Genomic DNA, 12,573 nt, shown 5'->3' with positions numbered 1-12,573 from the left:
GAGCGTGTTCCCTTGGCCGGCGCTCCCGCGGGTAGGCGGCGCCCGCGAGCCCAGCGCGCCCGGCCACCGCCCCGCCGTGCCGGGCGCGGGCGCCGCCTGAATCACAACCAGCTCCTGAGCGCGTTAGAACTGACGCGCTCTATCCAAGCCCTGGTCTGTCTGACAGTCTCGACGAACGGGCGCGACTCAGCCGTCGGCATCCACGTGACGGCGGGCGCGCAGCACGGTGTCGGCGATCGTGATCTGGTCGCCGTCCGGCCCGGTGATGTCCCGGGTGCGGGCCTCACTGACCAGAATCTCCCACTCGGCCGGGTCCAGTCCCTCGGCGGCCTCCTCGGCCGTAAAGAACAGGTCGGGCAGCTGCGGGCGCTTCATTCCTGAGACCAAATCAGACGGATGGTGCGCCACAATCAGCAGGGTACCGCCCGGCAGGACCGCGGCCGCGAGGCGGTGAAACAGTGCTCTGCGCTCACGGCTCGGCAGGTGCATGAATTGCGACGAGACCAGATCGAAACTGCCAGCGGGTGGCGTCCACTCGAGTATATTGTGGTGTGCCCAGTGGATACGCACGGCCGATTCGGCCTCGGACGCCGCGTGTGCGGCCGCTCGCTCGAGGGCGACGGCGGAGAAGTCAACGGCCGTGACCCGCCAGCCGCGCCGGGCGAGCCAGAGCGCGTCGGCGCCCTCGCCGCAGCCCACGTCGAGTGCGTGCCCCGGGGCGAGCTCGCTCGTCTCTGACACCAGCTGCGGGTTCGGGTTGCCGCTCCACACGTGCGCGCTCGCGCGGTAGCGGTCGTCCCAGGTGGCTTCATTAAACTGCGTCGTCATTGTTCCAGCCTGCCACGATGGCCGGGGCGATCGATCCGTTCGCGGCCGACCCACACATAGTAAAGCGCACGAGAAACCGGCGCTCGATTAGCATTGACGGATGACGACTTCACACCCTGCCGTGCCAGCCTCCACCGTGCCAGCCTCCACCGTGACCCGATGGGCTCACGCATGAGCGTGCACCTGGTCGGCGGCGGGGGAGACCTCGTGCGCGATGCCGAGGTGTTCAAAACATTCCTGTCCGAGGTCAGCTTTCAGGCATCCCAGGCCGGTCGCGACGAACCGGTTGTCGCGATAATCACCGTCGGACCGGGGAATGCGCACGCCGAGGAACTGGCCGCATCGCTCGGCGATGCCGTGCAGACCCGCCGAGCCACGCTCGCGTCTGGCGATACCGCCGCCCTCACCGCGGTGTCCGCGGTTGACGGCATCCTCATTGGCGGCGGTGTGACCCCTGACTATCTGGCCGCCCTGCTGCCCATCGCCGGAGAGATCCGCCGCCAGGTGTCGACGGGGGTGCCCTACCTCGGCTTCTCGGCTGGCGCCATGATCGCGGCCGAACGGGCCCTGATCGGCGGTTGGCGCATCGGCGGCGTCGAGGTCACCCCCGAACACGTCTCGGAGGGCCTCGACGAAATCACCTTCGCCCAGGGCATTGGACTGCTCGACGTCACGGTCGACGTGCACGCCGCCCAGTCCGGCAGCCTGTCCCGCCTGATCGCGGCGACCGAGGCCGGCCTCATCGACGGCGGCCTGGGCATCGACGAAAATACCGTGCTCGTCGTCGGCGAGGGCGCCCTCGGAGTGCTCGGAGCCGGCAGCGTCTGGCGGGTCAGTCAGGCCGACGGCGGTGTGCTCGTGAGCACCATCGGCGCCTGACTGTCGGATGAAAGTCGGCGAACGGATGCCGCACCACCCGCGATCGGGTGGCCGCGCGTTTTGCGGCGTGCCGACCGGGTTCCTGGGAATGGTGACCTCATGAACCTCGCCGCCCTCGCGGCGGCCGGTCAGATCGACTCGGGCTGGGCGCACGCGCTCGCTCCCGTTGCCGATGACCTGGCCCGGGTGGGCGAGTTTCTGGCGAGCGAACGGGCGTCCGGCCACACGGTGTTGCCCGCTCCGGAGCACCTGCTGCGCGCGTTTCGCCAGCCGTTCGACGCCGTGCGGGTGCTCATCGTCGGTCAGGATCCGTACCCCACGCCGGGGCATCCGATTGGGCTGGCCTTCGCCGTCAACGCCGACGTGCGTCCCCTGCCGCGCAGCCTCGGCAATATTTTCACCGAGCTGGAGGACGACCTCGGCCTGCAGCGTCCCGCTCACGGGGACCTCTCGGCATGGTCCGACCAGGGGGTGCTGCTGCTCAACCGGGTGCTCAGTGTGCGGGCCGGTGCGGCCGGTTCGCATCGCCGGGACGGCTGGGAAACCGTGACCAACCAGGCCATTCGCGCGCTCGTGGGGCGGCGGCTTCCGCTCGTGGCGATTCTGTGGGGCAAAGATGCCGGTGCGCTTCGGCCCCTGCTCGGCGACACCCCGGTGCTCGAGTCGGCGCACCCGAGCCCGCTGTCGGCCCGCCGCGGATTCTTCGGCTCCCGGCCATTCAGCAACGCCAACCGGTTGCTGATCGAGCAGGGGGCGGCATCGGTGCACTGGGAGCTTCCGGTAATCTGGAACCAACCAGAAAGGGGAGTGCCCGGTGCTTGAGGAAGAATACGAGCCTCGTCGTCGGCTACCCCGCCACCTGCGGCCGGACGTTGCGGCCGAGGCGCCGTTCGAGTACACGATGCGCGAGGTCCGGGCGAGCGACCTGCCGCACATTCAAGAGATCTACAACTACTACGTCGCCAACAGCACCGTCACCTTTGACGAAGATGCGATGACCCTCACCGAGTGGCGCGACAAGTTCTACTACCTGAACAAACAGGGCATGCCGTTCATTGTGGCCGTGTCACCGGCCGGTCAGATTCTCGGGTACGCCCTGGTCAGCCCGTGGAAGCAGAAGAAGGCCTACCGATTCACGGTGGAGAATTCGATCTACCTCGGCGCCGCGTCGACCGGTAAGGGACTCGGGCGGGAGCTGCTCGGCGAGCTGATCAAACGGTCGAAAGCGGCCGGCCTGAAAGAGATCATCGCCGTCATCGCCGACCAGGGGGCGGATGCCTCGATCAAGCTGCACGGCGACTTCGGCTTCCACGAGATCGGCCGCATGGGCAAGGTCGGATTCAAGTTCGAGCGCTGGCTCGGCACCATTCTGCTGCAAAAAAGCCTGAAATAGCCACTCCGGCCCTTCTCGGTCGAATTTAGCCCCGTGATTGGTCGGTTCAGCGCGGCCGTGTCCCCGGGGCACCGGGTGCTGTCACGCCGGGTCAGCGGGCGTCGCGGGGCGTGTTCATGCGGCCGACCATGTCCAGCACCGCGGGCCTCGGCAAGATGCTGGCCACCCGGGCGAGCAGCGCGTTACGGGCGCCGACGAGCACGACCGATGGCGTCACCGCACGGTCGAGCGCGGAGAAGGAGGCGCGCATGACCTCCTCGACCGTGAGCTGAGTGCCCTTCTTGCCGCCGCTGGTCTGGGCGACCTCGAAGAACTCGGTATCGGCCGGGCCTGGGCAGATCGCCGTCACCTTGAGGCCGCTCGACCGGGTTTCGTAGCTGACCGCTTCGGTGTAGCTGAGCACGTAGGCCTTGGTGGCTCCGTAAACCGCCATGTGCGGCACCGGCTGGAACGCCGCCGTGCTCGCCAGATTCACGAGCGCCGCGGTGTGCGGATGCAGCGAGGCAGTCTCGACCAGTTCGGGCAGAAAGGCGTGGGTCAGAGCGGTGAGGGCGTGCACGTTGAGGGCGATCTGCTCCCGTTCCCGGGCCTCGTCGGAGTCGAGCACGGTGCCGAAGGTCGCGAAGCCGGCGTTGTTCACGAGGGTGCCAATGGTGATCATTCGCTCGCGGAGGTCGGAGACCAGCTCGGTGACGGCATCCGCGCTGGTGAGATCGAGCGGAATGACGGTGGAGACCGTGCCGTATTTCTCGGCCAGGTCGACGGCGAGGGCTTCGAGGCGGGCCTGCCGGCGGGCGACGAGCACGAGATCCGCGCCGCGCTGGGCGAGCTCGTGGGCATACCCGACGCCGAGGCCGCTTGATGCTCCGGTGATGAGCGCGGTGGTGCCAATGGGGTTGTACAAAGCGCTGGCCATGGCTTGAGGCTAGCCGTCCTGAGCGTGCATGACCAGTGGTGGCTGGCCGCCCGGCTCGGTCGAACTAGGCTCAGAATATGGCTGATCCACATGAACTGACCGCCCTGGAACAATGGCAGGCTCTGCAGAACCGCGAAATCAGCCCGAGCGACCTCGTGGAGCATTACCTCGCCCGCATCGAGAAATTCAACCCGGCGTTCGGCGCCTTCGTCACCGTGACGGCGGATGCGGCGCGTGCGCGGGCCCGAGACGTTGAAGAGCGGATGCCCCGCACCGCACCGCTCTGGGGCCTCCCGTTCGCCGACAAAGACCTGCACCTGCGCGCCGGGGTGCATGCCGGGTTCGGATCCCGTCTGTTCGCCGACTATGTGCCCGACGAATCAGACGACCTGGTGCAGGCGCTCGACGACGCCGGGGGAGTCAGCCTCGGCAAGACCAACACGCCCGAATTCGGGCTCGCCTCCTACACCGAGAGTCTCGCCGCCCCGCCGGCCCGCACCCCGTGGAACCTTGCGCTCGGCGCCGGTGGATCGAGCGGTGGTGCCGCTGTCGCAGTCGCCGCTCGCTTACTGCCGTTCGCGCCGGGCTCCGACGGAGGCGGGTCCATTCGCATTCCCGCCGCCGCCTGCGGGCTGGTCGGGCTCAAGCCCAGTCGCGGGCGCGTGCCGACCGCCTCCGGCATCGACAAGCTCGGCGGCCTCGCGGTCTGTGGTCCGCTCGCTCGCACCGTAGCGGATGCCGCGCTGCTGCTCGACGCCATGATCGCGCCCCGCGACGGTCACCCCGACCACCACTACGCCCTGCGAGCCCCGGGCGATGAGACGCCGCTGTTGGCGGCGGCGGTGCGCGGTGAAGGACGTTTTCAGCTCGGCGTCATGACCACCTCGGCCTGGGACAACGACTACTCCATAACGATCGCACCCGAAGCCCAGACCGCCGTCGACCTCGCCGTCGCCGGCTTCGCCGCCCTGCAGCACGGCCTCGAAGAGACGGCGCTCGTGCCAGATCCGAGCTACGGGCCGGCGTTCCGCACCATCTGGCAGGCCGGAGCGGCGAGCATTCCCGCCGACACCGAGGCCGAGATCGACCTTCTCGAGCCACTGACCCAGTGGCTGCTCGCCCGTGGCCGTGCCCTCAGCGCCCGGGACCTCGCCGAGGCGCTCGCCGCGTTGACCGCGTTCGAGCGGTCGTTCATTCACCAACTGGCGAAATTTGATGCCGTGCTGACTCCGGCCATGGCCATGACGCCGCGCCCGGTGGGCTGGTATGACGCGCACGACGCCGAGGCGAACTTCGCGCAGCAGGTGCAATACACCCCGTTCACCTCGATGATCAATGTGAGCGGACTGCCCGCCATCGTGCTGCCGGTGCATCAGACCGACGACGGCCTGCCGATGGGGGTGCAACTCATCGGTCGACCGGGCGGCGAGGCCACCCTCCTGTCGCTCGGCGCCCAGCTCGAGCGCCGCATCCGCTGGCAGGACCGGGTGCCGCCCGAGCCGGCGTAACCCGAGTCGCTCGAAACCCGGACGGTGCTAACTCGACCGGCTCCCGACTAGCGGTGCGTCGAGACCGGCCGCGACGGCCACCAGAACCGGTCGTCGACCAGAAAGACCAGGGCCGGCACGAGCACGGTGCGCACGACGAGGGTGTCGAGCAGTACCCCGATGCAGACGATCACACCGATCTGGGTGAGGGCGACGACCGGCAGCACTCCGAGCACGGCTAACACGGCCGCGATCAGAATGCCGGCGCTCGTGATTACCGCGCCGGTCGACGAGAGCGCGCGCACCATGCCCTCGCGGGTACCGTAGCGCCGGGCCTCTTCGCGGGCTCGCGTGGTCAGAAATATGTTGTAGTCCACGCCGAGAGCCACCAGGAATAGAAAGGCAAACAGCACGACATTGGTGTCGAACGCGGCAAAACCGAGCAGGTTCTGAAAGATCAGGTTCGAAGCGCCGAGGCTGGCGAAGAAGGTACCGAGCACAGTGACAATGAGCAGCACCGGCGCCAGGAGCGACCGCAGCAGCAGCGCCAGAATGAGAAAGACGATGCCCAGAATCAGCGGCACAATCAGGTCCTGATCGCGTTCAGCGCTCGTCTTCGTGTCGAGGGCCGTGGCATCGCTGCCACCGACCAGCGACTGCGCAACCGGGCCAGCGGCATTCGCTAAATCGGTGCGCAGGTGGGTGATGGTCGCGAAGGTGGCGTCGCTGCCCGGTTCGCTGTCGAGGGTGACGTCGATGCGAGTCAGCCCGCCGGCATTTTCGCCGGCCACCGCAACGGACACCCCCACGGTCTTCACGGCGACCGCCACGGCGTCAGCGGATGCCGCATCCGGCGCGAGCACGACCGTCTGACTGGTCAGCCCCGCCGAAAAAGACGCGTCCACGATGTTCTGTGCCACGACCGACTCCGGGTTGCCGACCAGCGGGGCGGCCGGGGACAGCCCGACGGCGGCGCCTTTCCGCCCGAACGCGAGGTAACCTATCGCGAGAACACCCACGACCGTGATGATCACCGGATGCCTGGACACTCCCCGACCGAGCCGGGTCCAGAAACCGGTGTGCACCGGCGCAGCCTGGGCCTGCACCCGCGGAATGAACGGCCAGAACAGGCCGCGCCCGCAGACCACGAGCGCGGCCGGCAGTACGAGCAGGGCGAACAGAATGGCGATGAGCACGCCGATGGCGCACGCGATGCCGAGCGCCCGGTTGCCGGCGAGCTGAGCAAAGACCAGGGTGGCGAGGCTCAGCGCCACCGTGCCCCCGCTCGCCGCGATGGCTGGGCCGGCGCTCGTCACGGCGGTGCGCATGGCCTCGTTGCGATTCTCGGTGTGCAGCAGTTCCTCGCGGTATCGGGCCACGAGCAGCAGGGCATAGTTGGTGCCGGCGCCGAACACGAGCACCGATAGAATTCCCGAGATCGAGGCATCGAGGGCGAAACCGAGCGGCTCGGCCAGCGCTCCGGCGACCTTGCCGGCGAGGCCGTCGGCGAGCCCGACCACGACGAGCGGCACGATCCACAGCACCGGGCTGCGATAGGTCACGATGAGGAGAACCGCGACCACGATCACGGTCACGAGCAGCAAGCGAAAGTCGGCTCCGGCGAAGGCGTTGGTGATGTCGGCCTGAAAACCGACCGGCCCGGTGACAGCGGCGGTCAGTCCCGTGGGCAGCCCGGTCGCCGCGGTCCGGCGGATGTCGGTGGCCGTCTTCGCAATATCGGCCGTCGCCGCCGCGGCATCCAACGGCAGCACGCTCAGCGCAGCCTGGCCGTCATCGCTGAACTGCGGCGTCGAGGCGCGCGGGGCGATCGACGCCGCCCCGAGGTTTTCGGCGGCCGCGGTGATCGCACTGCGGTCGGCCGTCGTCAGATCGGCGCCGTCCCTGCTCCAGACCACGACCGCGGCGGTCTGGTCGGCGGAGGGAAACTCGGCCAGCAGAGCGGTGACCTGGGCGGCCTGGCTTGTGGTCGGCAGGCCTGCGGCCGGAAAGTCTTCGGCCTGGTTGGAAGGGAGCAGCGCGAACAGCAGGCCGACCGCCACGACGGTGCCGAGCAGTACCGCCCACGCGGTGCGTTTGCCGGTGATGAAGCGCGTGATGGCGAGCACAGTTCCTCCAGAATCTCGATGATCGCAATCCTAACGAGCTCATTCAGACAGGAAGCGTGTGTTGTTTTGAGTAAATCAAAACAAGTACTAGGGTGGGAACATGACAACCACCAGGGCAAGCCACGACGGCGCGGCGCTTCGCCTGGCCGCGGCCGACGCCAGCCTAATCGCGGACAGCATCCGCTCGGCCGGTCTCAAAGTCACCGCGCCGCGCCTGGCCGTGTTACGGGCCCTCACCGGCATGCCGCATTCCAGCGCCGATGCCCTGTTCGGCGCGGTGCGCTCAGATCTGCCCGGCACCTCGCTGCAGGCGGTCTACGGGGTGCTCTCCTCGTTCAGCACGGCCGGGCTCGTGCGCAAGATCGAACCAGCTGGCTCGCCCGCACTGTTCGAGCGCCGGGTCGGCGACAACCACCACCACCTCGTCTGCACGCGCTGCAACGTGGTGCACGACGTGGACTGCGTCGTCGGTCATGCTCCCTGCCTCACCCCAGCGGATGCGCTCGGCTTCGACGTGCGCGCCGCCGAGGTCATCTACTGGGGCCTCTGCGCCAGCTGCCAAGCCGAGACTGCCCACCCCTAACTTCCCCGTCAACCTCGCGTTGCTGATCCACACTCAAGGAGCACTATGACCATCAAGACCACGACCAGCCAGACGGGAACGCCCGTCGCCAGTGACGAGCACTCCCTCACCGTCGGCGCCGACGGTGTCACCGCGCTGCACGACCGCTACCTGGTCGAGAAGCTCGCCCAGTTCAACCGCGAGCGCATTCCGGAGCGTATTGTGCACGCCAAGGGCGGCGGAGCGCACGGCGAGTTTGTCGTGACCGGCGACGTCTCGAAGTACACCCGCGCGGCCGTGTTTCAGCCGGGTGCAACGACCAAAACCCTGCAGCGCTTCTCCAGTGTTGCCGGCGAGCAGGGCAGCCCCGACACGTGGCGAGACGTTCGTGGTTTCTCGGTGAAGTTCTACACGACCGAGGGCAACTACGACATCGTCGGCAACAACACCCCGGTGTTCTTCATTCGTGACGGCATCAAGTTTCCCGACTTCATCCACTCGCAGAAGCGTCTGCCGGGCACGGGCCTGCGCGACGCGACCATGCAGTGGGACTTCTGGACCCTCTCCCCGGAGTCGGCGCACCAGGTCACCTATCTCATGGGCGACCGCGGCCTGCCGCGTTCGTGGCGCGAAATGCCCGGGTTCGGCTCGCACACCTACCAGTGGATCAATGCGGCCGGCGAGCGCTTCTGGGTCAAGTATCACTTCGAATCCAACCAGGGCAACGTCGAGATGGAGGGATCCGAGGCCGAGCTCATCGCCGGTGCGGATGCCGACTACTACCGTCGCGACCTCTCCGACGCCATCTCTGCCGGCAACTTCCCGTCGTGGAACGTCTCCGTGCAGGTCATGCCGTACGAGCAGGGCACCACCTACCGGTTCAACCCCTTCGACGTGACCAAGGTCTGGCCACACGCCGACTTCCCGCTCATCCCGGTCGGCACGCACACCCTCAACCGCAACCCCGACAACTTCTTCGCCGAGATCGAGCAGGCGGCGTTCTCTCCGGCCAACCTCGTGCCCGGCATCGCGGCGAGCCCCGACAAGATGCTCTTGGCCCGCATCTTTTCCTACCCCGACGCCCAGCGCTACCGCGTGGGTACCAACTACGCCCAGTTGCCGGTCAATGCGCCGAAGAGCCCGGTCAACGGCTACTCGGCCGATGGCGCCCAGCGGCACCACTACAACGCACCGAGCGAACCCAACTACGCGCCCAACTCCCTCGGCGGCCCCGTTGCCGACCCGGCCGCCGCCGGCGAGGGCGCGTGGGAAGGCGACGGAACACTGCTGCGTGCCGCCGCTACCCTGCGCAGCGAAGACAGTGACTTTGGCCAAGCCGGAACGCTCTATCGCGAGGTCTACGACGACGCCGCCAAGGCACGGTTCCTCGACACCATCACGGGTGCCATCAGCGCAGTGACACGCCCCGAGGTCACCGAGCGTGCCATTGGGTACTGGACCAGCGTTGACGCCGACCTCGGCGCCAAGCTGCGCGCGAACCTCGCCGTCTTCGCCGAGGCTGCAGCGCTCGACGCCGAGTACGTCGCCGCGCAGTAGCACTTCCTGCCATGACACAAACCGCCCGGCCTGCAACAGGCCGGGCGGTTTTGTGTACCCGAGCTGACCTACCGTAAGTAGCCGCCCTTTTTCAGGCCGGCCTCGATCTCGAAGCGATTCTTCCGCGGGTTGCGCCCGGCGACCGCGTACAGCAGCGGAAAAACCATGCCGAACCGCTGCCACTGGCTTTTGTGTACGGCTTCGTGCTCGAGCACGTCTGCCGTGACGTTCTGGTTGGTGAGGTAGCAGCCGCCCACGCACGATCCGCCGCGCCCGAACGTCCACGGCGGCATGCCGCGAAACACGAACAGGCCCGCCCGTTTTTCGACGCGCCCGGTGCTCCAGATCGAACCCCAGACCAGCCCGAACGCGGTCGCGTACAGGTAACCGGCCCGGCTGACGGGCGAATCAAAGAGGATGCGACGCATCCCCTACCGTAACTCCTCATCGGTGAACCCGGGACGGCCATAGGCTTCGAGGAGGCGCAGCCACACCTCGCTCAGGGTGGGGTAGCTCGGCACGGCGTGCCACAACCGGCTGATGGGCACCTCGCCGACGATGGCGACCGTGGCCGAGTGCAGCAGCTCGGCCACGTCTTGGCCGACGAAGGTGACGCCGAGCAGAACCTCCCGGTCGAGGTCGAGGACCGCTCGCGCTTTACCGACATAACCGACGGCGAGCACCGAGGCGCCGCCCAGGTTGGCGAGGTCGTAATCCAGAATGCGGATGCGATACCCCGCCTTCACGGCCGACGCGGCGGTCAGCCCCACCGAGGCGACCTCGGGATCGGTGAAGGTAACCTGCGGAACGGCGGCGTGGTCGGCCGTCGCGACGTGCGCGCCCCACGGTGCATCGTCGACCCGGCTGCCGACCGCCCGGGCCACGATCGCGTCGCCGGCCGCGCGGGCCTGGTATTTGCCCTGGTGGGTCAAGAGCGCCCGGTGGTTGACATCGCCGGTCGCATAGAGCCAATCGCCGACCAAGGCGGGGGAGTCACCCTGAACGAGCAGAGTGTCGTCAACGGTGAGCCAATCGCCTGCCTCGAGGCCGACCGTGTCGAGGCCGAGGTCGTGTGTGCGCGGCGTACGACCGATGGCCACGAGTACCCTCTCGGCTGTGACCGCCGTTCCGTCGTCGAGGCTGAGCGTGACGGCACCGTCGGTCTCCCGGTGGGCCGCGGTCGTGGACGGCCCGACCAGCACGGTCACACCGTTCTCCTGCAGGGCGGCGGTGACGAGTTCGCCGGCGAACGGCTCCTGCCCGCCGAGCAGGGGACTGCGGGCTATCACGGTGACCGCCGACCCGAGCGAGGCGTAGGCGGCGGCCATCTCGGCGGCGACGACCCCGCCACCGATCACGGCCAGGCGGGGCGGAATCTGCTGGGCACTCGTCGCGTCACGGCTGGTCCAGGGGTTGATGTCTTTCAGGCCGGGAATGTCGGGCAGCAGCGCCGCTGACCCGGTACTGACGACCACGGCGTGCTTTGCCGTGAGCACGGTCACGGTGCCATCGTCGCCGGTCACGGTGACTTCGCGCAGAGCGGTGAGGCGGGCATGGCCGCGCACGAGGTCGATGCCGGCCGACTCGAGCCATTTCGCCTGGCCGTCATCCTTCCACTGGCTGGCGATGGAGTCGCGTTGTTTGAGGGCGGCGCGCACGTCGACGGAGCCGGTGACGGCCTCGGCGGCGCCCGGTACCCGCCGTGCCGCCGCGAGGGCGGCGCCGCTGCGCAGCAAAGCTTTCGACGGCATGCAGGCCCAGTACGAGCATTCACCGCCGACGAGGTCGCTCTCGACGACGACCGTACGCAGGCCGCCCTGAGCGGTGCGGTCGGCAACATTTTCTCCGACAGCGCCGCCTCCGATCACGATGACGTCGTAGCTCTGACTCGACATTGAATCTCCTGACTGGGGTGGCGGCCGGTTTCGAGAAGCCTACCCCGAGGTTCCAGACCTGGGCCCACCTGATGAAACCGGGCCCAGGATCTATCACGTGCCCGCTTTCCGGGCCCGGTGCACAAGAGAGGGTGCGAAGTGGGTTCAGCGTCCGAGGAAGACGGCGGGTGTGCGAGTCAGGAAGGCCTGGAGGCCGATTCGGCTGTCCTCGGTCTGCACCAGGCGGGCCAGGGCCGGCTGCAGCGCTACTTCAGCGGATGCCGCCCCGTCGCGCTGCGCGAGTCGGGCGTTGGCGAGGGTGGCCTGGATGGCGAGCGGAGCCTGGGCCGCGATCTTCTCGGCGAGTTCGAGGGCCCGGTCGAACTGGGTGCCGTCGGGCACAATCTCCTGCACAAGGCCCATTCGGTGCGCCTCGGCGGCGTCGAACAGGTCGCCGGTGAGCAGCCAGCGCATCGCGTTGCCCCAGCCGGCCGCGCGGGGAAACCGGATCGTCGCGCCTCCGAACGGCAGAATACCCCGGGCGACCTCGATCTGGCCGAACCGGGTCGACTCGGCGGCCACGACAATGTCGCTCGCGAGCATGAGCTCGATACCGAGGGTGAGGCAGGTGCCCTGTACGGCGATGACAACCGGTTTGGTGAGCGATTGACCATCCACTTGCCACGGATTGATGCCGCCCTCCGGCACCATTTCGAGCCCGTTCGGGCCGAGTCGGGGGCCGATGTCGGCGAGGTCGAGTCCAGCCGTGAAATGGTCGCCGACAGCGTAGACCAGGCCCGCGCGCAGCTCGGGGTCGCGGTCGAGTTCACCGTAGGCGAGTGCGAGTTGCTGCAGCAGGGAGAAATCCGCGGCATTGCGTTTCTCGGGCCGGTTGAACCCGATCAGCAGAATATGGCCGCGGCGTTCGGTGAGAATGCGGGGCTGGTCGGT

General features: G+C 68.1%; 12 protein-coding genes. 6 read left to right on the top strand and 6 right to left on the bottom strand.

Annotated features, from left to right (window positions below; all coding sequences use genetic code 11):
* Positions 1-186: 186 nt before the first annotated feature.
* Complete coding sequence (locus LH475_RS06110) at positions 187-828, bottom strand: class I SAM-dependent methyltransferase (RefSeq protein WP_196843122.1); 642 nt, start codon at positions 826-828, stop codon at positions 187-189.
* 171 nt (positions 829-999) lie between these two features.
* Here LH475_RS06110 and LH475_RS06105 point away from each other — a divergent pair, with 171 nt between their 5' ends.
* From LH475_RS06105 to LH475_RS06095, 3 genes are all read left to right on the top strand, one after another.
* On the top strand, positions 1,000-1,707 hold the full coding sequence (locus tag LH475_RS06105; RefSeq protein ID WP_196843123.1) for a Type 1 glutamine amidotransferase-like domain-containing protein: 708 nt from the start codon (positions 1,000-1,002) through the stop codon (positions 1,705-1,707).
* A 99-nt stretch (positions 1,708-1,806) separates the two neighbouring features.
* The gene (locus LH475_RS06100) at positions 1,807-2,529 is read left to right on the top strand and encodes a uracil-DNA glycosylase (protein ID WP_196843124.1); all 723 of its coding nucleotides are present in this window, start codon (positions 1,807-1,809) and stop codon (positions 2,527-2,529) included.
* The gene (locus tag LH475_RS06095; RefSeq protein ID WP_196843125.1) at positions 2,522-3,100 is read left to right on the top strand and encodes a GNAT family N-acetyltransferase; all 579 of its coding nucleotides are present in this window, start codon (positions 2,522-2,524) and stop codon (positions 3,098-3,100) included. The genes LH475_RS06100 and LH475_RS06095 overlap by 8 nt, the downstream gene beginning before the upstream one ends.
* 91 nt (positions 3,101-3,191) lie before the next feature.
* On the opposite strand, the gene LH475_RS06090 is transcribed toward LH475_RS06095, so the two are convergent.
* Entirely contained in the window at positions 3,192-4,016 is an 825-nt protein-coding gene (locus LH475_RS06090; RefSeq protein ID WP_196843126.1) for an SDR family oxidoreductase, read from the bottom strand.
* 77 nt (positions 4,017-4,093) lie between these two features.
* Here LH475_RS06090 and LH475_RS06085 point away from each other — a divergent pair, with 77 nt between their 5' ends.
* A complete protein-coding gene (locus tag LH475_RS06085) occupies positions 4,094-5,524 on the top strand; it encodes an amidase (protein WP_297413118.1) in 1,431 nt (476 codons plus the stop codon).
* A 47-nt stretch (positions 5,525-5,571) separates the two neighbouring features.
* Here LH475_RS06085 and LH475_RS06080 read toward each other — a convergent pair whose 3' ends face one another.
* Positions 5,572-7,629 carry an MMPL family transporter gene (locus tag LH475_RS06080; RefSeq protein WP_297413117.1) on the bottom strand — a complete coding sequence of 686 codons (2,058 nt, stop codon included), beginning with the start codon at positions 7,627-7,629 and terminating at the stop codon, positions 5,572-5,574.
* A 100-nt stretch (positions 7,630-7,729) separates the two neighbouring features.
* Here LH475_RS06080 and LH475_RS06075 point away from each other — a divergent pair, with 100 nt between their 5' ends.
* Positions 7,730-8,212, top strand: coding sequence for a Fur family transcriptional regulator (locus LH475_RS06075; RefSeq protein WP_196843129.1), 483 nt, complete (start codon positions 7,730-7,732; stop codon positions 8,210-8,212).
* Between the two features lie 45 nt (positions 8,213-8,257).
* Complete coding sequence (locus LH475_RS06070) at positions 8,258-9,748, top strand: catalase (protein ID WP_196843130.1); 1,491 nt, start codon at positions 8,258-8,260, stop codon at positions 9,746-9,748.
* 68 nt (positions 9,749-9,816) lie between these two features.
* On the opposite strand, the gene LH475_RS06065 is transcribed toward LH475_RS06070, so the two are convergent.
* The 3 genes from LH475_RS06065 to LH475_RS06055 form a co-directional block, all read right to left on the bottom strand.
* Positions 9,817-10,176, bottom strand: coding sequence for a Fe-S oxidoreductase (locus tag LH475_RS06065; RefSeq protein WP_196843131.1), 360 nt, complete (start codon positions 10,174-10,176; stop codon positions 9,817-9,819).
* Positions 10,177-10,179: 3 nt separating this feature from the next.
* Positions 10,180-11,643 carry an NAD(P)/FAD-dependent oxidoreductase gene (locus LH475_RS06060; RefSeq protein WP_196843132.1) on the bottom strand — a complete coding sequence of 488 codons (1,464 nt, stop codon included), beginning with the start codon at positions 11,641-11,643 and terminating at the stop codon, positions 10,180-10,182.
* Between the two features lie 144 nt (positions 11,644-11,787).
* A partial coding sequence (locus LH475_RS06055) for a crotonase/enoyl-CoA hydratase family protein (RefSeq protein WP_297413116.1) occupies positions 11,788-12,573 on the bottom strand: 786 nt, incomplete at its 5' end.

Source organism: Cryobacterium sp. (assembly GCF_026786305.1).
GTDB lineage: Bacteria > Actinomycetota > Actinomycetes > Actinomycetales > Microbacteriaceae > Cryobacterium.
Note: the sequence above shows the minus strand (reverse complement) of the source record. Positions and strands in the feature narration are given on the sequence as shown.